We start from the raw sequence: 22,350 nt of genomic DNA on the forward strand, positions 1-22,350 counted from the left end.
CTCAGACGCCGAAGCGGCGCAAGCCCTGCAGGTCCAGCACCCGCAGGCCGCCGTACTCGATGCGGATCAAGCCCGCATCGCCCAGCCGGTGCAGCGCCTGGTTCACCCGCTGGCGTGACAGGCCCACCAAGTAGCCCAGCTCCTGCTGCGTGATGCGCAGCCAGTTGCCCACGCCCGGGTAGAGCGTGGGGTGGAAGAGCGCGGCCAGGTTGCGCGCCACGCGCACGTCGGGGTCGTGGATGCGGTCGGTCTCGCGCGCGGCGATGAACTGGCCCAGGCGCTCGTTGAGCTGGTCCAGCACGAAGCGGTTGAACGCGATGCTGCCGTCCAGCAGCGCGTGGAAGCTGTCGATGGGCAGGCCGGCCACGATGCTCGGCCGCAGGGCCTGGATGTTGTAGCGGTAGACCTCGCGCTTGAGCAGCGTGCCCTCGCCGAACCAGCCGCCGGGCGGCACGCCGGTGAAGGTGACGGCCTGGCCGGTGCTGTCGTCGTTGTTCATCTTCAGCAGGCCGTCCACCACGCCGAACCAGAAGTTGGCCGGCCGGCCGATGCGGCACAGCCGCTCGCCGGGCTGGGCGTCCCCCACCTCCAGCGTGGCCAGCGCGCGCTCGCGCAGGTCGCCGTCCAGCAGCTTCAGCCACGGAATCGCCTCCAGCTCGTCCGGCGTGGGGCGGCGCGCGCGTTGGCGCAAGGGGAGGGGGGTGTCGCCCATTGGCTGCAGGTGCGGGAAAGTCTGGCCCGTGAAAGCCCGTAAATTGTCGTCGTACGGACAGATGGGCGTCAAAGTAATCCCCAGAATGGGCTCACAGACGGGGGCCTGAGCCTCCGCAACGGAGACAGCTTGGTGGACACCTTCCCTCGGCTCCTGCTGGACCACGCCGCGAAACGGCCCGACGCGCCGGCCTTGCGTGAGAAGGCATTCGGCGTTTGGCAGACCCTCTCCTGGGCCCAACTGGCCGCGCTGGTGCAAGACCTGGCCTTGGGGCTGGCAGCGGCCGGCCTGCGGCGGGGCGAGCACATCGTCGTCGTCGGTGAAAACCGCCCCCGGCTCTACGCCAGCATGCTGGCCGCGCAGGCCCTGGGCGCGGTGCCGGTGCCGCTGTACCAAGACGCGGTGGCGGCCGAGTTCGTCTTCCCGCTGAACAACGCCGAGATCGCCTTCGCCATCGTGGAGGACCAGGAGCAGGTCGACAAGCTGCTGGAGCTGCGCGAGAAATGCCCGCAGCTCAAGCGCATCTGGTTTGACGACCCGCGCGGCCTGCGCAACTACGACGAGCCGGGCCTGGCCTCGCTGGACGACCTGGCCGCGCAAGGCCGCGCGCATGGCGCGGACCGCCCGGGGCACTTTGCTGCCGAAGTGGCCGCCGGGCAGGCGGGCGACGTGGCGGCGCTGTTTTTCACCTCCGGCACCACCGGCAACCCCAAGGGCGTGATCCACACCCACGCCACACTGATCGACCGTGCCCGCGCCGGCCAGCGGTTCGACAAACTCACAGCCGCCGAAGAAGTGCTGGCCTACCTGCCGCCGGCCTGGATCGGGCAAAACATCTTCAGCTTTGCGCAGTGGCTGGCCTGCGGCTACGTGGTGAACTGCCCGGAGTCGGCGTCCACCGTCAGCATCGACCTGAAGGAGGTGGGCCCCACCTACTACTTCGCGCCACCGCGCGTGTTCGAGGGCCTGCTGACGACGGTGATGATCCGCATGGAAGACGCCTCGGCGCCCAAGCGCTGGCTTTTCGACCGCTGCATGAGGCTGGCCCGCCGCGTGGGGCCGACGCTGATGGATGGCGAGTCGGTCGGTTTTGTGGACCGGCTGGCCTACGCGCTCGGCGACCTGCTCATCTACGGCCCGCTGCGCAACACGCTGGGCTTCAGCCGCGTGCGCGTGGCCTACACGGCGGGCGAGGCCATCGGGCCGGACCTGTTCAGCTTCTACCGCGCCATCGGCATCAACCTGAAGCAGCTGTACGGCTCGACCGAAACGGCCGTGTTCGTCTGCCTGCAGCCCGACCACGAGGCGCGAGCCGACACGGTGGGCGTGCCCATCGACGGCGTGGAAATCAAGCTCAGCGACACGGGCGAGTTGCTGGTGCGCTCGCCGGGGCTGCTCAAGGGCTATTACAAAAACGAGGCCGCCACGGCCGAGGTGCTGACGCCCGAGGGCTGGTATCACACGGGCGACGCGGGCTTCCTCACGCCCGGCGGCCACCTGAAGATCATCGACCGCGCCAAGGACGTGGGTCGCCTGATGGGCGGGCCCTTCGACGGCGCGATGTTTGCGCCCAAATACGTGGAGAACAAGCTGAAGTTCTTCCCGCACATCAAGGAAGCGGTGTGCTTTGGTGACAAGCGCGAGAAGGTCTGCGCCTTCATCAACATCGACTTCGAGGCCGTGGGCAACTGGGCCGAGCGCCGAAACCTGCCCTACGCCGGCTACACCGACCTGGCCCAGCGCGCCGAGGTCTACCAGCTGATGCTGGAGTGCGTGGAGAAGGTGAATGCCGACCTCGCGCAAGACGAGTTGCTGGCGGGCAGCCAGATCAGCCGCTTCCTCGTGCTGCACAAGGAGCTGGACGCCGACGACGGCGAACTCACCCGCACGCGCAAGGTGCGCCGCGGCGCGATTGCCGAGAAATACGGCGTGCTGATCGACGCCCTCTACGAGGGCAAGGTGTCGCAGTACATCGAGACCCAGGTGAAGTTCGAGGACGGCCGCACGTCCATGGTGGCGGCGGACCTGCGCATCGTCGAGGCGCGCACCTTTCCCGCAGTGAAGGGAGCGGCCGCATGAGCACCAAGAAGATCGGCGACGTCATCCTCGAGGTGAAGAACATCTCGCTGTCGTTCGGCGGCGTGAAGGCGCTGACCGACATCAGCTTCGACGTGCGTGAGCACGAGGTGCGGGCCATCATCGGCCCCAACGGCGCGGGCAAGAGCTCCATGCTCAACTGCATCAACGGCGTCTACCAACCGCAGCAAGGCTCCGTCACGCTGCGCGGCAAAACCTACCGCGGCATGAGCCCGCGCCAGGTGGCCGAGATGGGCGTGGCGCGCACCTTCCAGAACCTCGCGCTCTTCAAGGGCATGAGCGTGCTGGACAACATCATGACCGGTCGCAACCTGCGCATGAAGACGGGCCTGTTCGCGCAAGCCCTGCACCTGGGCCCCGCGCGGCGCGAGGAGACGGCGCAGCGTGAGGTGGTGGAGCGCATCATCGATTTCCTGGAGATCCAGGCCTACCGCAAGACGCCCGTGGGCCGCCTGCCCTACGGCCTGCAAAAGCGCGTGGACCTGGGCCGGGCGCTGGCCATGGAGCCCAGCCTGCTGCTGCTGGACGAACCCATGGCCGGCATGAACGTGGAAGAGAAGCAGGACATGTGCCGCTTCATCCTCGACGTCAACGACGAGTTCGGCACGACCATCGTGCTCATCGAGCACGACATGGGCGTGGTGATGGACATCTCCGACCGCGTGGTGGTGCTGGACTACGGCAAGAAGATCGGTGACGGCGCGCCGGACGAGGTGCGCAGCAATGAAGACGTGATCCGCGCCTACCTCGGCGCCGGTCACTGAGGGAGCTGTGATGGGACCATTCCTCGAAACCCTCATCGGCGGCCTGATGTCCGGCATGCTGTATTCGCTGATCGCGCTGGGCTTTGTGCTGATCTTCAAAGCCAGCGGCGTCTTCAACTTCGCGCAGGGTGCGATGGTGCTGTTCGCAGCCCTCGCCATGGCGCGCTTGGCCGAGTGGATCCCGAAGTTCACGGGTCTGGACGGCAAGCTGCTCGTGAACGTGCTGGCGTTTGTCGGCGCGCTGGCGGTGATGGTGGTCGTGGCCTGGCTGGTGGAGCGGCTGGCGCTGTCCAAGCTCGTCAACCAGGAGGGCGTGACGCTGCTGATGGCCACGCTCGGCATCGCCTACCTGCTGGAAGGCGCTGGCCAGATGATCTTCGGCAACGACATCTACAAGATCGACATCGGCCTGCCCAAGGACCCGATGTTCCTGTTCGAGCAGACGTTTGAAGGCGGCATCCTCGTCAGCAAGGAAGACCTTTATGCCGCGCTCATCGCCGCCGCACTCGTGGCGGGCTTGAGCCTCTTCTTTCAGAAGACCGCCACCGGCCGCGCGCTGCGCGCCGTGGCGGACGACCACCAGGCCGCGCAGAGCATCGGCATCCCGTTGTCGCGCATCTGGGTCATCGTGTGGAGCGTGGCAGGTTTCGTGGCCCTTGTGGCCGGAATGATCTGGGGCAGCAAGCTGGGCGTGCAGTTCTCGCTGTCGCTGGTGGCGCTGAAGGCCTTGCCGGTGGTCATCCTGGGTGGGCTGACCAGCGTGCCCGGAGCCATCGTGGGCGGGCTGCTGATTGGCGTGGGCGAGAAGCTGTCGGAGGCCTACCTGGGCAGCTTGATGGGCGGCGGGATCGAATACTGGTTCGGCTATGTGCTCGTGCTGGTGGTGTTGCTGGTCAGGCCCCAGGGCCTCTTCGGCGAAAAGATCATTGATCGCGTTTGACGCGATCAATCCGAGATTCGATGGAGGTTGGATTGCGAAGCAAGACAAGCGAAGCGCACCGGAATCGAAGGTCGGCGGATCGCGCTGGCGCGAGACGCGGATCGCCGACAGTCGGCGGCCATCGGGCCGGCGACTGGCAGAAGATCATTGATCGGGTCTGAGACATGCTCTATCGCGAGAACGGTCAGTTCAAGACCTCCTACCCGGCGGACAGCCAGATCCTGCCCATCCGGCAGGACCGCATCGGCATGGCGCTGCTGCTGGCGGCGGCTTTCGTGGTTGTGCCGATGGTGTCCAGCGAGTACCTGTTGCGCGCCATCTTCATTCCCTTCCTCATCCTCAGCCTGGCGGCGCTGGGCCTGAACGTGCTGGTGGGCTACTGCGGGCAGATCTCGCTGGGCTCCGGCGCCTTCATGGCCGTGGGGGCCTACGTGGCCTACAACTGCCAGGCCCGCGTCGAGGGCATGCCGCTGATCGTGTCGCTGCTGGCCGGCGGGCTGGGCGCCACGGTGCTGGGTGTGGCCTTCGGCCTGCCGTCGCTGCGCATCAAGGGGCTGTACCTGGCCGTGGCCACGCTGGCGGCGCAGTTCTTTGTGGACTGGGCCTGCTTGCGGCTGAAGTGGGTTACCAACGACTCGTCCTCGGGCTCGGTCGGCGTGGCGGACCTCAACCTCTTCGGCCTCAGTGTCGAGTCGCCCGCGGCGCGCTACCTGCTGTGCTTGAGCTTCGTGGTCGTCTTCGCGCTGGCCACCAAGAACCTGGTGCGCGGCCACATCGGCCGCAGCTGGATGGCGATGCGCGACATGGACGTGGCCGCCAGCGTCATCGGCATCCGGCCCATGCAGGCCAAGCTCAGCGCGTTTGCCGTCAGCAGCTTCATCATCGGCGTGGCCGGGGCGCTGTGGGGCTTCGTGCACCTGGGTTCGTGGGAGCCGGCGGCCTTCGGCATCAACCGCTCGTTCGACCTGCTCTTCATGGTCATCATCGGCGGCCTGGGCTCGATCTCGGGGGCGTTCTTCGGCGCGGCCTTCATCGTGGTGCTGCCCATCCTGCTGGACAAGCTGCCCTACTGGACCGGCCTGCCCATGGACACCGCCACCGCCTCACACCTGGCGTTGATGATCTTTGGCGCCCTCATCGTGTTCTTCCTCATCAAGGAGCCCCACGGCCTGGCGCGGCTGTGGGCGACGTTGAAAGAAAAGCTGCGCCTCTGGCCTTTCCCGCACTGAGCACAACGACGACAGGAGACAACCCATGAAGATCAAGGCACTCGCCCTCACCCTGGCCGCCCTCACCGTGTGGGGTTCTGCGTCCGCCGCACCGGCGGCGCCGGCTTCGGCCAAGGAGCAGTTCTTCCCGCTGCTGGTCTACCGCACCGGCCCCTACTCGCCCAACGGCACGCCCTGGGCCAACGGCAAGCAGGACTACATCAAGCTCATCAACGCCCGTGACGGCGGCGTCAACGGCGTCAAGCTCACCTTCGAGGAGTGCGAGACCGGCTACGCCACCGACAAGGGCGTGGAGTGCTACGAGCGCCTGAAGGGCAAGGGCGCCAGCGTCTTCGACCCGCAGGCCACCGGCATCACCTTTGCGCTGACCGACAAGGTGCCCAACGACAAGATCCCGCTCATCACGCTGGGCTACGGCCTCTCGGCCTCGGCCGATGGCGGCGTGTTCGCCTGGAACTTCCCGCTGATGGGCAGCTACTGGACGGCGGCCGATGTGCTCATCCAGCACCTGGGCAAGAAGGAGGGCGGCCTGGACAAGCTCAAGGGCAAAAAGATCGCGCTGGTCTACCACGACAGCCCCTTCGGCAAAGAGCCCATCCCGCTGCTGGACGAGCGCCAGAAGATGCACGGCTTCGAGCTGATCAAGATCCCCGTCACCGCGCCGGGCGTGGAGCAAAAGAGCGCTTGGCTGGAAGTGCGCAAGCAGCGGCCCGACTACGTGCTGCTGTGGGGCTGGGGCGTGATGAACTCCACCGCGTTGAAGGAGGCCCAAGCCACCGGCTACCCGCGCGAGAAAATGTACGGCGTGTGGTGGTCGGGCGCTGAGCCGGATGTGAAGGACGTGGGCGAGGGCGCCAAGGGCTACAACGCGCTGAACCTCAACACCTCGGGCCAGTCGCCGAAGGTGATCCAGGACATCCTGAAGCTCGTGCACGAGAAGGGCCAGGGCACAGGCCCGAAGGACGAAGTCGGCTCGGTGCTGTACACCCGCGGGCTGGTCATCCAGGCACTGGCGGTGGAGGCCGTGCGCCGCGCACAAGAGCGTTATGGCAAGGGCAAGGTCATGACCGGCGAGCAGGTGCGCTGGGGCCTGGAGAACCTGGCCCTGGACGACAAGAAGCTCGCCGCTCTGGGCCTGACCGGCGTGATCCGCCCCATCAGCACCAGCTGCACCGACCACCAGGGCTCCACCTCGGTGCGGGTGCACACCTGGGATGGCAAGCAGTGGAACTTCAGCAGTGACTGGTACCAGGCGGACGAGATGATCCTGAAGCCGATGGTGAAGGCGGCGGCGGACAAGTACGCGGGCGAGAAGAAGCTGACGCGGCGGACGCCGGCTGAGTGCCAGAGCTGATTGCGATGGCTGTGCGCTGTCTTGGGTTGTGGCCCAGGCCCATGCCGGGAGTTCGCCCCGGCGGGCGACCTACTTTCTTGTGCGGACAAGAAAGTAGGCAAAGAAGCCGCCCCTGCAAAACCGGCCCTTCGGGCTGCCTTGCGATGCTCGGAACCCAGGGCCGCGGCGAACTCGCGCCGCTACGCTCTGCTCAAACAGGCGCCGCGAGTCAGTCCTTGAAGTGCGCTCCGCGCACGCCCCGGGTTCCTGCGCTTCTCAGCGGTTTTGAAGGGGAACCCAGAGACAGCCAACCCCAACAGCCAACAGCCAAACCCGCCAGCAGGCTGGCGCCGGCTGTTCGGTATGGCCCCTGTAGCACCGCCGAGGAACGGAACGGCTTGAAGCCGTGCGCGCAGCGCACTTCAAGAACTGACTCCGCGCAACTGTTTGACCGGAGCGTAGCGAAGGGAGTTTTGCGCGGGGCTTCAAGGCCTGAGTACCGCAGGGAACCCGCAGCTGTGCTGCGGGCGGTGCGGTCGGGGCGAGCTTTTTGCCTACTTTTTGGCGGCCCAAAAAGTAGGTCGCCCGCCGGGGCGAAAACCGAAGGTTTCGCCGAAGGCAAATCCCGGCACGGGCATGGGCAGCAAGCCGACGATCCAAAGGCCATCCAATGAGCACACCCCTCCTCAACGTCAACGGCATCGAGGTCATCTACAACCACGTGATCCTCGTGCTCAAAGGCGTGTCCCTGCAGGTGCAGGAAGGCAGCGTTGTGGCCCTGCTGGGCGGCAACGGTGCGGGCAAGACCACCACGCTGCGCGCGGTGTCCAACTTGCTCGAAGGCGAGCGGGGTGAGGTCACCAAAGGCAGCATCGAGCTGCGCGGCGAGCGCATCGAAAAGCTCTCCACTGCGGCCATGGTGGAGCGCGGCGTGGTGCAGGTGATGGAAGGGCGCCACTGCTTCGCGCACCTCACCATCGAAGAGAACCTGATGACCGGCGCCTACACACGCAAGGACGGGCGCGCGGCCGTGGCGCAGACGCTTGAGAAGGTCTACGCCTACTTCCCGCGCCTCAAGACCCGCCGCACCAGCCAGGCCGCCTACACCTCGGGCGGCGAGCAGCAGATGTGCGCCATCGGCCGCGCGCTGATGGCCAACCCCAAGATGGTGCTGCTGGACGAGCCTTCCATGGGCCTGGCGCCGCAGATCGTGGAAGAGGTGTTCGAGATCGTGCGCGACCTCAACACCAAGGAGCGAACCACCTTCCTGCTGGCCGAGCAAAACACCAGCATGGCGCTGCGCTACGCCGACTACGGCTACATCCTGGAGAACGGCCGGGTCGTCATGGACGGCAAGGCGGCTGACTTGCGCGAGAACGAGGACGTCAAGGAGTTCTACCTCGGCGTGGGCGGCGAAGGCCGGCGCAGCTTCAAGGACGTGAAGAGCTACAAGCGCCGCAAGCGCTGGCTGGCGTGAGAGGGTAGGAGGACCCGACATGAGCGACGACAGCTGGGACATCGCCCCACCGCCCTTCAACGCCGATGCGGCGCTGCAGACGATGAAGCGCTTTGTGCGGGATCAGCGCGTGCTGACCGAGCGGGGCGAGGGCTGGATGCTGGGTGCCGATGTGGTGCTCAAGCTGGCGGTGGACGGCGCGACCGTGAAGCTGCAACTCGCCAAGCGGCCGGCGCGCACGCCTGAGTGGGACACGTTCACGCTGAAGTCCGCCACCGAGGTGCGCAAGCTGCAGGACGAAATCAAGCGCCGCCTGACGCGGTGGAAGGACGACGAGTGATGGGGCAGGGCCTTCAAGGCGCGCGGCGCTGCTGGGGCCTCGCCGTGGTGAAGCACAGCCACTTGCACGGCGCCCTGTGACTGTCTGGAAGGCGAACCGGTATGCATGACTTCTACGACGCACTGGAAACCCGCGACCCCGCTGCCCGCGAGGCCGCACTGATGGCCGCGCTGCCGCAGCAAGTGGCGCATGCGCAGGCCACGTGCCCGGCGTATGCGGCGTTGTTGATGGGCATCGACGCCGCAGCCGTCACCTCCCGGGCGGCGCTGGCCGCGCTGCCGCTCACGCGCAAAAGTAGCCTCGCCGCCGCGCAAGCCGCCCAACGGGCGCTGCGCTTCGGTGGCTTTGCCTCGGGCGCACCGCGGCGCGTCTTTCAGTCGCCGGGCCCGCTCTACGAGCCCGAGCCCGCTGCGCAGGGCGACGACCCCTGGCGCGTGGCCCGCGCGCTGCATGCCGCGGGCATCCGCGCCGGTGAGTTGGCGCATGTGGGCTTCAGCTACCACCTGACCCCCGCCGGCGCCATGATGGAAGGCGGCCTGCGGGCACTCGGGGCCGCCAGCTTTCCCGGCGGCGTGGGCAACACCGAACTGCAACTGCAGGCCCTGCTGGACCTGCAATCCGAAGCCTATGCCGGCACGCCCAGCCTGCTGCGCATCCTGCTGGAGAAGGCGGCCGAGGGCGGGCATGCGCTGGGCCTGCGCCATGCCCTGGTCAGTGGCGAGGCCTGCCCGCCGGCGCTCGTCGCTTGGTTCGCGGAGCAGGGCGTGGAGGTGTTCCAGTGCTACGCCACGGCGGACCTGGGCCTCATTGCCTACCAAACGTCGGCCCGTGAAGGCCTGGTGCTGGACGAAGGCGTGATCGTCGAGATCGTGCGCCCGGGCACGGGCGACCCCGTGCCCGACGGCGAGGTGGGTGAGGTCGTCGTCACGACGCTGAGCCCAGGCTATCCGCTGATTCGCTTTGCCACGGGCGACCTGTCCGCCGTGCTGCCCGGCGCCTGTGCGACCGGGCGCACCAACCAACGCCTGCGGGGCTGGCTCGGCCGGGCGGATCAGTCCGCCAAGGTGCGTGGCATGTTCGTGCATGCTGGCCAGGTGGCCGAGGTGTTGAAGCGCCACCCCGAGCTGGGCCGCGCGCGGCTGGTGGTGGAAGGCGAAATGGCCGACGACCGCATGACCTTGCAGGTGGAGGCGGACGGTGCCCCCGAAGGCCTCGCCGCGGCGGTGGCCGCCACGCTGCGCGACATCACCAAGCTGCGCGGCGAAGTGAGCCTGGTGCCGCGCGGCAGCCTGCCCAACGATGGTCGGGTCATCGAAGACCGTCGCGCGGTTTGACGGTTTGAGTTCGAGCGGGGAGGGCGTGCGCCGTTGCCCTGAGCCGCTCAGCCCACGTCCACGAACACGAAGTGCTTGCGCACCGGCGCCAGCACCTCGAACTCGCCCTCGAAGCCCGGCGGGATGACCCCGCCCTGGCCCGGGCCGATGTCCACCGCGCCGGCCGGCCCGTGCAGCCGCACCCGGCCTTCCAGCACATGGAAGTACTCCTGCCGGCCGGGCGGAAACACGATGCGCCAGCGGCCCACCTCGCAGGCCCAGATGCCGGCGCTCATGGGGCCGGCCTCGTGCAGCGTCCAGGTCTTGCGCTGCGGGGCGCCGCTGATGCGGCGGTCCTCGCGGGGCTGGTCATGCACAGGCGCGAGGCCGTCGGTCGAATCGATGAGGACGATCTTCGGCGTCATGCGTTCATCCGCATCGGAATGGTGACGGGGCCGTCGTTGATGAGATGCACCTGCATGTCGGCCCCGAACTCGCCACAGGCCACCACCGGGTGCTGGCGGCGGGCCACCGCCAGCGTGTGTTCATAAAGCCGACGCCCCAGCTCGGCCGGGGCTGCGCCGGTGAAGCTGGGCCGGTTGCCGCCCGAGGTGTCGGCCGCCAGCGTGAACTGGCTGACGATGAGCAGCCCGCCGCCCACGTCCTGCAGGCTGCGGTTCATCTTGCCGGCGTCGTCGCTGAACACGCGCAGCTTGAGCACTTTGGCAATCAGCTTTTCGGCCACCGCTTCGGTGTCGGTGGGCTCCGCGCACACCAGCATCAGAAAGCCGGCGCCCACGTCGCCCACGACGGCTCCACCCACCTCCACGCGGGCTTGTTTCACGCGCTGCAGTACGGCGATCACAGCAGGTCCTTCGGATCGTCGAAATGGGCTTCCACATCCATGGGCAGCAACTGGATGCTGGCGCGCAGGCCGGGCACGGCGCTCATCAAGGCCTGTTCGACCGAGGTGCGCAGCGCGGCGGCACGGCCCAGCGTCCAGCTGGCCGGCATGTGCATGTGCATGTCCACGAAGCGGCGCTGGCCGGCGACCCGGCTGGTCACGTGATCAAAGCGCACGGCGGTGGGGTGGCGGAAGTCGTCCAGCACGGCGTGCACCTGCGCCAACGATTCGGCGTCCAGCGCTTCGTCCATGAGGCCGCTGGTGGATTCACGCATCAGGTGCACACCCTCGCGCAGGATGTTCAGCGCCACCACCACGGCGAGCAGCGGGTCCAGCCAGTCCCAGCCGGTGGCCAGCACGCCCAGCAGGCCCAGCACCACGCCGGCGGACGTCCAGACGTCGGTGATCAGGTGCCGGGCGTCGCCTTCGAGGGCGACGGACCGCACCTCGCGCGCTTTGCGCAGCATGGCCCAGGCCAGCCCGCCGTTGATGGCCGAGCTGACGATGGCCAGCGCCACGCCCAGGCCCACGTCGTGCAAGGGCTCGGGGTGGCGCCAGCGGTCCGCCGCGCCCCACAGGATGCCGAGCGCCGCGGCAATGATCAGGATGCCCTCGAAGCCGCTGGAGAAGTACTCCGCCTTGTGGTGGCCGTAGGGGTGTTCGGCGTCCGGCGGCTGGGCGGCGAGTGTCACCATCGCCAATGCGAACACCGCGCCGGCCAGGTTGACCAGCGATTCCAGGGCATCGGCCGCCAGGCTGACGGAGCCGGTCCACCACCAGGCACCGGTCTTGAGGACGATGGTCACGATGGCGGTGGCCACCGAGAGTTTGAGATAGGCGCTGGCTTGCATGGCGCGATTGTCGCCAAGCGGGGTGTTCCTAGAATGCCGGCCATCTCCGGAGCCCACGCATGACCACCCACACCACCGACGTCGCCCACATCGCCCCGCGCGAGAAGGCGGAGATCCTGTCGCAAGCCCTGCCGTACATCCGCAAGTTCCACGGCAAGACCATCGTCATCAAGTACGGCGGCAACGCCATGACCGACCCCGAGCTGCAGCAGGCCTTCGCCGAAGACGTGGTGCTGCTCAAGCTGGTGGGCCTGAACCCGGTGGTGGTGCACGGCGGCGGCCCGCAGATCGAAGACGCGCTGAACAAGCTGGGCAAGAAGGGCCACTTCATCCAGGGCATGCGCGTGACCGACGCCGAGACCATGAGCGTCGTCGAATGGGTGCTGGCCGGTGAGGTGCAGCAAGACATCGTCGGCCTGATCAACGCCGCTGGCGGCAAGGCCGTGGGCCTGACCGGCCGTGACGGCGGCATGATCCGCGCCAAGCAGCTGCGCATGGTCGACAAGGACGACCCCGCCAAGGAACACGACATCGGCCAGGTCGGCGACATCGTCTCCATCGACCCCAGCGTGGTGAAGGCCCTGCAGGACGACCAGTTCATTCCGGTCGTCAGCCCCATCGGCTTCGGCGAGAAGAACGAGAGCTACAACATCAACGCCGACGTGGTGGCCGCCAAGCTGGCCACCGTGCTGCAAGCCGAGAAGCTGCTGATGCTGACCAACATTCGCGGCGTGCTGGACAAGCAGGGCGAACTGCTGACCGAGCTGACGCCCCGCCGCATCGACGAGTTGGTGGCCGACGGAACCATCAGCGGCGGCATGATCCCCAAGATCGCCGGCGCTATCGACGCGGCCAAGAGCGGCGTGAACGCCGTGCACATCATCGACGGCCGCGTACCCCACGCCATGTTGCTGGAGGTGCTGAGCGACCAGGCGTACGGAACGATGATTTCGTCTCGATGAGGCCGGTGATGCGCGCGGCAGCGCCGGCCGAAGGGGCTGCATGCGAGTGAATCGCCGCGACCGGGTTTGGCTGTTTGACCTCGACGACACGCTGCACAACGCCTCGCACCAGGCGTTTGCAGCGCTGAACGCGAGCATGACGGCCTACATCGAAACGCACCTGGGCCTCTCCACCGAGGCCGCCGTGGCGCTGCGCCACCGCTACTGGTTGCGCTACGGCGCCACGCTGACCGGCCTGCAGCGCCACCACGGCATCAAGCCCGCACATTTCCTGCACGAAACCCACCGGCTGCCGGGGTTGGACGCGCACCTGCACGGCCACCCGCACGACCTGGCTGCGCTGCGTCAGCTGCCGGGCCGCAAGTTCCTGATGACCAACGCGCCGCTGGCCTACGCCGAGCGTGTGCTGGCCGCGATTGGCCTGTCGAGCGTGTTCGAGGGGCTGATCTGCATCGAAGACATGGCCTGCTTCGGCCAGTCACGCCCCAAGCCCGATGCGCGCATGTTCCGCATGGTGCTGGCGCGGCTGAAGGTCTCGCCCACCCGCTGTGTGCTGGTGGAAGACACGCTCATCCACCAGAAAACCGCACACGGCCTGGGGATGAAGACCGTGTGGATGCAGCGATGGCTGCGCCGTGCGGGCCGCGATCGGCTGGCGCGCCGCCCCGCCTACGTGAGTCGCCGCGTCGCGTCGCTGGCTGAACTGGTGAGGTCTCCCCATTTCTGAAGGAGGTGGGCGGGGCTGAGGTTCTCAGGGCTGGCAGACAATACGCAGTCCGCCGCTTGAACCGCCTGCCACACCCATGACCCCGTTCTCGGTCCTGATCGTCGAAGACCAAGCCCGTTTCCGGGAGGCATTCACCCACGCGCTGGGCAGCCTGCCCGACATCGAACTGCTGGGCATCGCGCCCGACCTGCCCCAGGGGCGCCGCATGTTCGACCAGTTCCTGCCTGACGTGCTGCTGGTGGACCTGGACCTGCCCGGGGGCAGCGGCATCGAGCTCATCCGCCACGCCGCCCAGACGCGGCCGCAGTGCGAGGTGATGGTGATTTCCGTGTTCGGCGACGAGCAGCACGTGGTGGCCAGCATCGAAGCCGGCGCCACCGGCTACCTGCTCAAAGACAGCCTGGCGCTGGACCTGCCCGGCCAGTTGCGCTCGCTGCGCGCCGGCGGCAGCCCCATCAGCCCCGTCATCGCCCGGCGCCTGCTGGTGCGCCTGGCCCCGGGCGCGCAAAGCAGCACCGGCCCGTCGCCGGAAGCCATGGCCGCGGCGATGGCCGACGAGGAAGTGGTGGCCTTGTCCGAGCAGGAGTCGCGCGTGCTGCACCTGGCGGCCAAGGGCTTCACCTTCGACGAGATCGCGCAGTTCATGCAGGTCTCGCCCCACACCGTCATGACCTATGTGAAGCGCGTGTACCGCAAGCTGCATGTGCGCTCCAAGGTCGAAGCCATCTACGAGGCCCGCCGCCTCGGCTGGCTGCGCGACTGAGTCTTCACCCGCGCGGCGCATGGACTCGGCAACGCCCTCCGCAGACGCTGCAGCCCCGGCGCCCCGCAAGCGCCTGAAGCCCGGCGAGCGGCGCGCGCAGATCCTGCAGGTGCTGGCCGCCATGCTGCAGGAGCCCGGTGCCGAGCGCATCACCACCGCCGCCTTGGCCGCCCGGCTGGACCTGAGCGAGGCGGCGCTGTACCGCCACTTCGCCAGCAAGGCGCAGATGTTCGAGGCGCTGATCGAGTTCATCGAAAGCAGCGTGTTCGGGCTGGTCAACGGCATCGTCGACACGCCACACCCGCTGCCCCCACCGGGCAAGGCGGGCCGCATTGCCAGCGTGGTGCTGCAGTTCGGCGAGAAGAACCCGGGCCTGACCCGTGTGATGGTGGGCGACGCGCTGGTGTACGAGCACGAGCGGCTCACCGCCCGCATCAACCAGTTCTTCGACCGCATCGAGTCGTCGCTGCGCCAGGTGCTGCGCGCGGCCGCCGAGGCGCAGGGGGCGCTCACGCCCACCGTGCAGGCCCAGGTGCAGGCCTCGGTGTGGGTCAGCTTCATCATGGGCCGGCTGCAGCGCTACGCGCGCTCGGGCTTCAAGCGGCTGCCGACCGAGCAGTTGGAGGCGTCGCTGCGCAGCATTGGCTGAGGTCGCGCCGCCTAAACTGCGGCGATGTCTGCTGCGCTTGAATCCCTGATCGCCCGAGCCGAGGGCTTGTTGAGCCGCCTGGAGGCGGTATTGCCCGCCCCGCCGGCGGCGCCGGATTGGACCGCCTCCGTGGCGTTTCGGGCGCGCCGCCGTCATGGTGCGTTGTGCCTGGAGCCAGTGCGGGCGGTGAGCCGCATCGCCCTGGCGGACCTGAAGGAAGTGGAGCCGCAAAAGGCCAAGCTGCTGCGCAACACCGCCCAGTTCGTGGCTGGCCGCCCGGCCAACAACGTGCTGCTGACGGGCGCCAAGGGCACGGGCAAGAGTTCGCTGATCAAGGCGGTGCTCAACGAGTTTGCAGGCCAGGGCCTGCGGCTGATTGAAGTGGACAAGGCCGATCTGGTGGACCTGCCGGACCTGATCGAGCAGGTGCACGGCCGCCCGGAGCGCTTCGTGGTTTTCTGCGACGACCTGAGCTTTGACGAAGGCGAGGCCAGCTACAAGGCGCTCAAGAGCATCCTGGACGGCTCGGTGGCTGCAGCCAGCGAGAACGTGCTGATCTACGCCACCAGCAACCGCCGCCACCTGCTGCCCGAGAAGATGGCCGACAACCTGAGCGGCAAGCGCGGCGAGCACGGCGAAATCCATCCCGGGGAGGCGGTCGAGGAAAAGATCTCGCTGTCCGAGCGCTTCGGGTTGTGGATCAGCTTCTACCCCTTCAGCCAGGACGAATACCTGACCATCGTGGCCCAGTGGCTGCGGCACTTCGGGCTGAGCGAGGCGGCCATCGAGGCCAACCGCCAGGAGGCGCTGGTGTGGGCGCTGGAGCGCGGCTCGCGCTCGGGCCGGGTGGCGTTCCAGTTCGCACGCGACCGCGCCGGTCGTGCTGCCCCGGAGGCGTCGGCGCCCGCGCTGCGCATTGGCGATGACGCGCCGGAGGGGCTGGACCATGTCTGACGCCGAACGCGTGCCGGTGGAAGTGGCTGTGGGCGTGCTGGTGGAGTGTGACGCGGCCGGGCGGGAAGGGCGTTTTCTGCTGACCTCTCGCCCCGCTGACAAGGTGTATGCCGGCTACTGGGAATACCCCGGCGGCAAGGTGGAGCCCGGTGAAACCGTGGCGCAGGCGCTCGCGCGCGAGTTGCGCGAAGAGTTGGGCATCGAGATCGGCGCCGCCCACCCGTGGCAGGTGCTGGTGATGGACTACCCCCACGCCCGCGTGCGGCTGAACTTCTGCAAGGTGTACGACTGGACCGGCGAGTTCCAGATGCTGGAAGGCCAGCAGATGGCCTGGTCCGATTTGCCGGTTCAGGTGCAGCCGGTGCTGCCCGGCACCATCCCCGTGCTGCAGTGGTTTGCGGCCGAACGCGGCCACACCGGCCCGACTCACCTAGACTGAATCCCATGAGCAGTTGGTTGGACGAAGTGAAGTGGGACGACAAGGGCCTGGTGCCCGTGATCGCCCAGGAGCAGGGCACGGGTGACGTGCTGATGTTTGCGTGGATGAACCGCGAGGCCCTGGCGCTGACGGCCGAGCGCGGCCAGGCGGTGTATTTCAGCCGCTCGCGGAACAAGCTGTGGCACAAGGGCGAAGAGAGCGGCCATTTCCAGCAGGTGCACAGCATCCGCATGGACTGCGACAACGACGTCGTGCTGCTGACCATCACCCAGCTGGGCCATGACCCTGGCATCGCCTGCCACACCGGTCGGCACAGCTGCTTCTTCCAGAAGCTCGAAAACGGCGCCTGGAGCCCCGCCGAGCCGGTGCTGAAAGACCCCAAGAAGATTTATGAGTGACGACATCCTCCGCCGCGTGGGCGCGGTCATCGACAGCCGCAAGGGCGCCGACCCGAGCACCAGCTACGTCGCCAAACTGTTCGACAAAGGCCTGGACAGCATCCTGAAGAAGGTGGGCGAAGAGGCCACCGAAACCGTGATGGCCGCCAAGGATGGCGACCCGCAAAAGGTGGTCTACGAAGTGGCCGACCTGTGGTTCCACAGCATGGTCGCCCTGGCGCATTTCGGCCTCACGCCGCAGGACGTGCTGAACGAGCTGGCCCGCCGGGAAGGGTTGTCCGGCCTTGTTGAGTTCGCCGCGCGGCCCAAGGCTTGAGGGGAAGCCATGCAAGAAGCTGGATTCCATGCCATGCCGCCTGAGGTCCAGCGCCTGCAGAGCCTGCGCCAGCTCACACTGGTGCTGTACCTGCTCTATGGCGTCGGCATGTTCACGGGCCTCCCGGCGCTGATTGCCGTGATCGTCAATCACGTGAAGTACGGTGACACGGCGCAGACGCTCTATGCCAGCCACTTCCGCTGGCAGATGCGCAGTTTCTGGTGGAGCCTCGTGTGGGCCGTTCTAGGCTTCCTGACCGTCTGGATCGGGGTGGGCTTCGTCATCCTGGGCCTGAACTGGTGCTGGCTGGTCTACCGCCTGGTGCGCGGTTTCCTGAACTGGAATGACGGCCGGCGCATGCCGGTCTGACGGAGAACGAACATGTCACACGACCCGAACTGCATCTTCTGCAAGATCGTCGCCGGGCAGATCCCGAGCAAAAAGGTGTTCGAGGACGAAGACGTCCTGGCCTTCCACGACATCAACCCTTGGGCGCCCGTGCACCTGCTCGTCATCCCGAAGCGCCACATTGCCTCGATGGCGGATGTGACCGACGCCGAGGCGGCCTTGCTCGGCAAGATGGTGGCGCTGGGCCCGAAGCTGATGAAGGACCTGGGCGTGACCAACGGGTTTCGCCATGTGATCAACACCGGCCCGGATGGCGGCCAGGAGGTGTATCACTTGCATCTGCATGTCATGGGCGGTCCGCGCCCGTGGTTGAAAGGCTGAGCGGCGGCCCCACCTAGCGCCGGCGTGTGACGGCCTGATGGCAGCGGCCACGCGGCCCCTCACCTAGAATTTGAGCCAGTCCTCAAGGAGCAAGCAATGGGTTCATTCAGCATCTGGCACTGGCTGATCGTGCTGGTCGTCGTCATCGCCATTTTTGGCACCAAGAAGCTGCGCAACGTGGGTTCCGACCTCGGCGCTGCGGTCAAGGGCTTCAAGGACGGCATGAAAGACGGCTCGGCCGACGCGCCTGCCGCCCCGACCCAGCAAGTCACGGCCAGCAAGGCCCACGACCCGAACACGGTCGACGTTGACGCCAAGACCAAGTCGTAAGTCCTTCAGTGCTTGATTTCGGCTTCGACAAGATCGCCCTGATCGGTGCGGTGGCGCTGATCGTCATCGGCCCCGAGAAACTGCCGCGCGTGGCCCGCACGGTGGGCACCTTGCTGGGCAAGGCGCAGCGCTACGTGGCGGATGTGAAAGCCGAGGTCAACCGCTCCATCGAGCTGGAAGAGCTTCAGAAGATGAAGACCCAGTTCGAGACGGCCGCACGCGACGTGGAACAAAGCGTGCGCCAGGAGGTCGACTCGGCCACCCAGGCCTTGAACCAGACCTGGAGCGATGTGACCCGCGACGCCGGCGCCTACGAGGGCGGGGCGTCCAGCTACATCGCGCCGCCGCCGGCCTACCGGCATCCGAAGAAGAACTGGCGCTTGAAGCGCGGCGCCACGCCGCTGTGGTTCAAGCAAAAGGCCGGCGTGCGCCGCCACACCCAGTCCGGCGCGGCCCGCGTGGCGCGCTTTCGGCCCAAATATTGATGGCCCGCGTTCAAGGCCCCGTGGGGCGGGTGCCCGGTGCGGGCGCACAAGGGTGCGGTGCTGCCTGCGGCCGCCCACGCCGCGTCCGAGGTGCCAGGAGCCCGAGGTGATTTCGACATGAGCTCCTTCCAGAACCCCAACCCTGACGAGCTGGCCGGCACCGAGCAGCCATTCGTGTCCCACCTGATGGAACTGCGCGACCGCTTGTTGCGCGCCATCATTGCGGTGGCCGTGTGCTTTGGTGCGCTGTGCCTGTACCCCGGTCCGGGTCAGCTCTACGACCTGCTCGCCGCGCCGCTGGTGGCCAGCCTGCCTGAGGGCACCAAGATGATCGCGACGAACGTCATCGCACCGTTCTTCGTGCCGCTCAAGATCACGATGCTGGCCGGCTTCCTGCTGGCTCTGCCCGTGGTGCTGTACCAGGCCTGGGCCTTTGTGGCGCCGGGCCTGTACTCGCATGAGAAGCGCTTGGTGCTGCCGCTGGTGGTGAGCAGCACGCTGCTGTTCTTCGCCGGCGTGGCGTTTTGCTACTTCTTCGTGTTCGGCCAGGTGTTCAAGTTCATCCAGGGCTTTGCACCCAAGAGCATCAATGCCGCGCCCGACATCGAGGCCTACCTCGGCTTCGTCATGAACATGTTCATCGCCTTCGGCGCGGCGTTTGAGGTGCCGGTGATCGTGGTGGTGCTGGCACGCATCGGCGTGGTGTCGGTCGAGAAGCTGCGCGAATGGCGCGGCTACTTCATCGTGGTGGCGTTCATCATTGCTGCCGTCATCACGCCGCCGGACATCGTGTCGCAGCTCGCGCTGGCGATCCCGATGTGCCTGCTGTACGAGCTGGGTTTGCTGGCGGCCACCTACTTCGTGCGCAGCACCCGCGCACCCGACGACGCCGGCACCGAGCCGCCGAGTCAGTCGTCTTGACGGCGCGGCGGGCGGGGGCGCTGCGCCACCGTGACCGCAAACGTCAGCGCCTTGCCTGCGCGCTGCACGGCCACTTCGACCTGTGACTGCGGCGCCAGCGCCGCCACGCGCGCCAGCAGCTCGGTGGGGGAGGCCACCGGATGCGCGCCAACGCGGGTCAGCACATCGCCTGGCTTCAGGCCGGCCAGGGCTGCCGGCGCCTCGGCCACCACGCCGCCCACCAGCACGCCCTTGGCGTCACCCAGCTTCAGCGCCTCGGCGATTTCCGGTGTGAGCTCGCGGGTCTGCACCCCGATCCAGCCGCGCGCCACCACACCATCTTTGAGCAGCGCCGTGGCCACCTGACGGGCGACGTCCACCGGAATCGCGAAGCCGATGCCCAGCGACCCGCCGCTGCGCGAAAAGATGGCCGTGTTCAGGCCCACCAGCCGGCCGTCGGCATCCACCAGCGCGCCACCGGAGTTGCCGGGGTTGATGGCCGCGTCGGTCTGGATGAAGTTCTCGAAGGTGTTGATGCCCAGCTGGCTGCGCCCCAGCGCCGACACGATGCCGGACGTGACCGTCTGCCCCACGTTGAACGGGTTGCCGATGGCCAGCACCGCGTCGCCCACGGCGAGGCTGGCCGCATCGCCCAGCGGAATGACCGGCAGTTGGGGCAGTGAGATCTTGAGCACGGCCACGTCCGTTTCGGGGTCGGTGCCCACCAGCGTGGCCTGGGCCTGCCGGCCGTCGCTGAGGCGGACTTCAATGTCGGACGCGCCATCCACCACGTGGTTGTTCGTCAGCAGCACGCCGTCGGCCGAGATGATGACGCCCGAGCCCAGACCGGCCTGCGGCTTGCGGGCTGCCCACGGGAAGCCGGGAATGCCGGAGTGCGGGTCGTCACGCCCGTCGGCGCGTTCCAGCGCCTTGCTGGCTGTGATGCTGACCACCGCGGGGGAGGCGATGCGAGCCGCCTGGGCGAAGCCGGCGCGCACGACCGACGCCGCGGGCGAGGGCGGCGGCAGGGCGATCTGCTGTTCGGTCTGGGCGACGGTGCCGCGCGCCGGCGTAGAGCGGGCCAGCCAGTGCGGCTTCAGCGTTGTCACCACGAACAGCGCGGCCAGGACCACCGTGACGGCCTGCGCGAAAATCAGCCACAGCCTCTTCAGCACTCCCACATCCTTTTCACGCCATGACCGACCGCGACACGCTGGACCTGCACCTCAACCGGCTGCTGGAACCCGCGCGTTTCAAAGATTATGGGCCGAACGGTTTGCAGGTGGAGGGGCGCGCTGAGGTGCGCCATCTGGTGTGTGGGGTCACCGCCAGCCTGGCGTTGATTGATGCGGCCATCGAGGCCAAAGCCGACGCCATCCTCGTGCACCACGGCCTGTTTTGGCGCGGGCAAGACGGTCGTGTCACCGGCTGGATGAAGCAGCGCCTGGCGCGCCTGCTGCAGCACGACATCAACCTCTGGGCTTACCACCTGCCGCTGGATGCTCACCCCCAATTGGGCAACAACGCGCAACTCGGCCGCCAGCTGGGGTGGGCCGCCGAAAGCCAGTTCGGCGAGCAGAACCTGGGCAGCCTCGCATCCGTCGACCCCACCGATCTCTCCATGGTGTCCCAGCAACTGCAGGCCACCCTGGGGCGCACCGTGACCGTGGTGCCGGGCGATGGCCGAGTCGTGCGTCGGGTGGCTTGGTGCACCGGCGGCGCGCAGGGCTACTTCGAAGCGGCGATTGCCGCCGGTGCCGATGTGTTCGTGACGGGCGAGATCTCCGAACCCCAGGCCCACTACGCCCGCGAAACCGGCGTGGCCTTCATCGCCGCCGGCCACCACGCCACCGAGCGCTACGGCGTGCAGGGCGTGGGCGCCCAGGTCGCGCAAGACCTGGGCCTGACCTGGCAGTTCATCGACATTCCGAACCCGGCCTGAGCCGCGCGCCGCGCACCGCCTCAGGCGGGACCAATCAGCTGGGCTTGAAGCCAGACGCGGCCGGCCACGGTGTCACCGGCCTGCGGCGTCCCCGTGCTGGCGAGCCGACTGGGGTGGGCCCAGGTGGGCAGGTCCAGCGTTTGCGAGCCCAGCTGGGTTCGCAACTTCAGCCGGGTGAGCGCCTGGCCGAGCAATTGCGTGGCGCCTGGCTTGGCTTGGCGGACTGCTGCCGTCAGCCGGGTGATGGCACGGCGGGCGGGTTGCAGGCGATCCTGCTCGCGGGCGTCGGTCGGGGCCAATTCGAGCGCCAGGGCGGTGAGTTCGAACCGGTAGTTCTCACCGCGTCGATACACCGACCGGGCCTGCGTGAAGTAGGCGTCGAACGCGGTCAATCGCGTGCCGTGCACGTCGAGTTCAAGCTCCGCCTGCAGCCGGTCCGGCGTCATGCGCAGGCCCTCGACCCGGGCCTCGATCTCGGCGCCCGGACCCAGGTACGGAAACAGGTCTTGCCGATCGGGTTGCGACATGCCGCGCTCCAGCAACAGCTGCACTTGCATCAACCCCGGTTGGAAGCCGCGGCGACACCGCTTGGCGGGCCCGAGGTTGACATGCGCCAGAGGCAGGTCTGCATCGCGCAGTTGCTGGATGGCGCGGCGGTCAAAGTAGGGCTGGAGGACGATGGAGCACCGGCGGGGCATCGAAGGCCTCGGGGCGGCGCCGGGCAGGGCCTGCCAGGCGGCGCGGGTCGGGGCGCTGGGCAGGTTGTTGGGCGCTTCGGTGACCAGCAGCGTGGGCGAATCGGACATGGCATCTCCTG

Annotated in this window: 28 protein-coding genes; 22 read left to right on the forward strand and 6 right to left on the reverse strand. The window is 67.7% G+C overall.

What is annotated here, in order from left to right; all coding sequences use genetic code 11:
- Position 1: 1 nt before the first annotated feature.
- The gene (locus ACG01O_RS18290; protein ID WP_394386837.1) at positions 2-712 is read right to left on the reverse strand and encodes a Crp/Fnr family transcriptional regulator; all 711 of its coding nucleotides are present in this window, start codon (positions 710-712) and stop codon (positions 2-4) included.
- A 129-nt stretch (positions 713-841) separates the two neighbouring features.
- Here ACG01O_RS18290 and ACG01O_RS18295 point away from each other — a divergent pair, with 129 nt between their 5' ends.
- The 8 genes from ACG01O_RS18295 to ACG01O_RS18330 all read left to right on the forward strand — a co-directional run bounded on the left by ACG01O_RS18295 (position 842) and on the right by ACG01O_RS18330 (position 10,205).
- Positions 842-2,791, forward strand: coding sequence for an AMP-dependent synthetase/ligase (locus ACG01O_RS18295; RefSeq protein WP_394386838.1), 1,950 nt, complete (start codon positions 842-844; stop codon positions 2,789-2,791).
- Positions 2,788-3,573 carry an ABC transporter ATP-binding protein gene (locus ACG01O_RS18300; RefSeq protein WP_394386839.1) on the forward strand — a complete coding sequence of 262 codons (786 nt, stop codon included), beginning with the start codon at positions 2,788-2,790 and terminating at the stop codon, positions 3,571-3,573. Before ACG01O_RS18295 ends, ACG01O_RS18300 begins: the two co-directional genes overlap by 4 nt.
- Before the next feature lie 10 nt (positions 3,574-3,583).
- Positions 3,584-4,513 (forward strand): branched-chain amino acid ABC transporter permease, encoded by a 930-nt coding sequence (locus ACG01O_RS18305; protein WP_394386840.1) that lies wholly within the window; start codon positions 3,584-3,586, stop codon positions 4,511-4,513.
- A gap of 164 nt (positions 4,514-4,677) precedes the next feature.
- Positions 4,678-5,742 (forward strand): branched-chain amino acid ABC transporter permease, encoded by a 1,065-nt coding sequence (locus ACG01O_RS18310; protein ID WP_394386841.1) that lies wholly within the window; start codon positions 4,678-4,680, stop codon positions 5,740-5,742.
- Positions 5,743-5,767: 25 nt separating this feature from the next.
- Positions 5,768-7,096: an ABC transporter substrate-binding protein gene (locus ACG01O_RS18315; protein ID WP_394386842.1), complete on the forward strand. Its 1,329-nt coding sequence runs from the start codon at positions 5,768-5,770 to the stop codon at positions 7,094-7,096.
- A gap of 649 nt (positions 7,097-7,745) precedes the next feature.
- Positions 7,746-8,552, forward strand: a complete 807-nt coding sequence (locus ACG01O_RS18320) for an ABC transporter ATP-binding protein (protein ID WP_394386843.1) — start codon at positions 7,746-7,748, stop codon at positions 8,550-8,552.
- Positions 8,553-8,571: 19 nt separating this feature from the next.
- Positions 8,572-8,871 (forward strand): hypothetical protein, encoded by a 300-nt coding sequence (locus ACG01O_RS18325; RefSeq protein WP_394386844.1) that lies wholly within the window; start codon positions 8,572-8,574, stop codon positions 8,869-8,871.
- Positions 8,872-8,972: 101 nt separating this feature from the next.
- Entirely contained in the window at positions 8,973-10,205 is a 1,233-nt protein-coding gene (locus ACG01O_RS18330; protein ID WP_394386845.1) for a phenylacetate--CoA ligase family protein, read from the forward strand.
- Positions 10,206-10,252: 47 nt separating this feature from the next.
- Here ACG01O_RS18330 and ACG01O_RS18335 read toward each other — a convergent pair whose 3' ends face one another.
- Genes ACG01O_RS18335 through ACG01O_RS18345 form a run of 3 tightly spaced genes read right to left on the reverse strand, consistent with a single transcriptional unit; the run spans position 10,253 to position 11,939 of the window.
- Positions 10,253-10,609: a cupin domain-containing protein gene (locus ACG01O_RS18335; protein WP_394386846.1), complete on the reverse strand. Its 357-nt coding sequence runs from the start codon at positions 10,607-10,609 to the stop codon at positions 10,253-10,255.
- Positions 10,606-11,049, reverse strand: coding sequence for a D-aminoacyl-tRNA deacylase (gene dtd / locus ACG01O_RS18340; RefSeq protein ID WP_394386847.1), 444 nt, complete (start codon positions 11,047-11,049; stop codon positions 10,606-10,608). The genes ACG01O_RS18335 and dtd overlap by 4 nt, the downstream gene beginning before the upstream one ends.
- Positions 11,046-11,939 carry a cation diffusion facilitator family transporter gene (locus ACG01O_RS18345; RefSeq protein WP_394386848.1) on the reverse strand — a complete coding sequence of 298 codons (894 nt, stop codon included), beginning with the start codon at positions 11,937-11,939 and terminating at the stop codon, positions 11,046-11,048. Before ACG01O_RS18345 ends, dtd begins: the two co-directional genes overlap by 4 nt.
- Positions 11,940-11,998: 59 nt before the next feature.
- Between ACG01O_RS18345 and argB the strand changes: the two genes are divergently transcribed.
- From argB to tatC, 13 genes are all read left to right on the forward strand, one after another.
- A complete protein-coding gene (gene argB, locus ACG01O_RS18350) occupies positions 11,999-12,901 on the forward strand; it encodes an acetylglutamate kinase (protein ID WP_394386849.1) in 903 nt (300 codons plus the stop codon).
- A 40-nt stretch (positions 12,902-12,941) separates the two neighbouring features.
- Complete coding sequence (locus ACG01O_RS18355) at positions 12,942-13,628, forward strand: pyrimidine 5'-nucleotidase (protein ID WP_394386850.1); 687 nt, start codon at positions 12,942-12,944, stop codon at positions 13,626-13,628.
- Positions 13,629-13,704: 76 nt separating this feature from the next.
- Entirely contained in the window at positions 13,705-14,391 is a 687-nt protein-coding gene (locus tag ACG01O_RS18360; RefSeq protein WP_394386851.1) for a response regulator, read from the forward strand.
- A 19-nt stretch (positions 14,392-14,410) separates the two neighbouring features.
- The gene (gene slmA, locus ACG01O_RS18365; RefSeq protein WP_394386852.1) at positions 14,411-15,040 is read left to right on the forward strand and encodes a nucleoid occlusion factor SlmA; all 630 of its coding nucleotides are present in this window, start codon (positions 14,411-14,413) and stop codon (positions 15,038-15,040) included.
- 24 nt (positions 15,041-15,064) lie between these two features.
- A complete protein-coding gene (locus ACG01O_RS18370; protein WP_394386853.1) occupies positions 15,065-15,994 on the forward strand; it encodes an ATP-binding protein in 930 nt (309 codons plus the stop codon).
- On the forward strand, positions 15,987-16,433 hold the full coding sequence (locus ACG01O_RS18375) for an NUDIX domain-containing protein (protein ID WP_394386854.1): 447 nt from the start codon (positions 15,987-15,989) through the stop codon (positions 16,431-16,433). Before ACG01O_RS18370 ends, ACG01O_RS18375 begins: the two co-directional genes overlap by 8 nt.
- A 5-nt stretch (positions 16,434-16,438) precedes the next feature.
- Positions 16,439-16,831, forward strand: a complete 393-nt coding sequence (gene hisI / locus ACG01O_RS18380; protein ID WP_394386855.1) for a phosphoribosyl-AMP cyclohydrolase — start codon at positions 16,439-16,441, stop codon at positions 16,829-16,831.
- Positions 16,824-17,147 (forward strand): phosphoribosyl-ATP diphosphatase, encoded by a 324-nt coding sequence (locus tag ACG01O_RS18385; protein WP_394386856.1) that lies wholly within the window; start codon positions 16,824-16,826, stop codon positions 17,145-17,147. Before hisI ends, ACG01O_RS18385 begins: the two co-directional genes overlap by 8 nt.
- Positions 17,148-17,156: 9 nt before the next feature.
- Complete coding sequence (locus ACG01O_RS18390; protein WP_394386857.1) at positions 17,157-17,516, forward strand: DUF4870 family protein; 360 nt, start codon at positions 17,157-17,159, stop codon at positions 17,514-17,516.
- A gap of 12 nt (positions 17,517-17,528) precedes the next feature.
- On the forward strand, positions 17,529-17,876 hold the full coding sequence (locus tag ACG01O_RS18395; RefSeq protein WP_394386858.1) for a histidine triad nucleotide-binding protein: 348 nt from the start codon (positions 17,529-17,531) through the stop codon (positions 17,874-17,876).
- A 96-nt stretch (positions 17,877-17,972) separates the two neighbouring features.
- Positions 17,973-18,206 (forward strand): Sec-independent protein translocase subunit TatA, encoded by a 234-nt coding sequence (gene tatA, locus ACG01O_RS18400; protein WP_394386859.1) that lies wholly within the window; start codon positions 17,973-17,975, stop codon positions 18,204-18,206.
- An 8-nt stretch (positions 18,207-18,214) separates the two neighbouring features.
- Positions 18,215-18,691 carry a Sec-independent protein translocase protein TatB gene (gene tatB / locus ACG01O_RS18405; RefSeq protein WP_394386860.1) on the forward strand — a complete coding sequence of 159 codons (477 nt, stop codon included), beginning with the start codon at positions 18,215-18,217 and terminating at the stop codon, positions 18,689-18,691.
- Positions 18,692-18,808: 117 nt separating this feature from the next.
- Positions 18,809-19,612, forward strand: a complete 804-nt coding sequence (tatC, locus tag ACG01O_RS18410) for a twin-arginine translocase subunit TatC (protein ID WP_394386861.1) — start codon at positions 18,809-18,811, stop codon at positions 19,610-19,612.
- On the opposite strand, the gene ACG01O_RS18415 is transcribed toward tatC, so the two are convergent.
- Positions 19,600-20,766 carry a S1C family serine protease gene (locus ACG01O_RS18415; RefSeq protein WP_394386862.1) on the reverse strand — a complete coding sequence of 389 codons (1,167 nt, stop codon included), beginning with the start codon at positions 20,764-20,766 and terminating at the stop codon, positions 19,600-19,602. The two genes, tatC and ACG01O_RS18415, sit on opposite strands and share 13 nt — an antisense overlap.
- Positions 20,767-20,786: 20 nt before the next feature.
- Here ACG01O_RS18415 and ACG01O_RS18420 point away from each other — a divergent pair, with 20 nt between their 5' ends.
- Positions 20,787-21,533, forward strand: coding sequence for a Nif3-like dinuclear metal center hexameric protein (locus ACG01O_RS18420; RefSeq protein ID WP_394386863.1), 747 nt, complete (start codon positions 20,787-20,789; stop codon positions 21,531-21,533).
- A gap of 20 nt (positions 21,534-21,553) precedes the next feature.
- Here the strand turns inward: ACG01O_RS18420 and ACG01O_RS18425 are convergent, their stop codons facing one another.
- Positions 21,554-22,339, reverse strand: a complete 786-nt coding sequence (locus tag ACG01O_RS18425) for a hypothetical protein (RefSeq protein WP_394386864.1) — start codon at positions 22,337-22,339, stop codon at positions 21,554-21,556.
- Positions 22,340-22,350 lie beyond the last annotated feature (11 nt).

Source organism: Pelomonas baiyunensis, from assembly GCF_043555935.1.
In the GTDB taxonomy this organism is placed as follows: Bacteria; Pseudomonadota; Gammaproteobacteria; order Burkholderiales; family Burkholderiaceae_C; genus Pelomonas; species Pelomonas baiyunensis.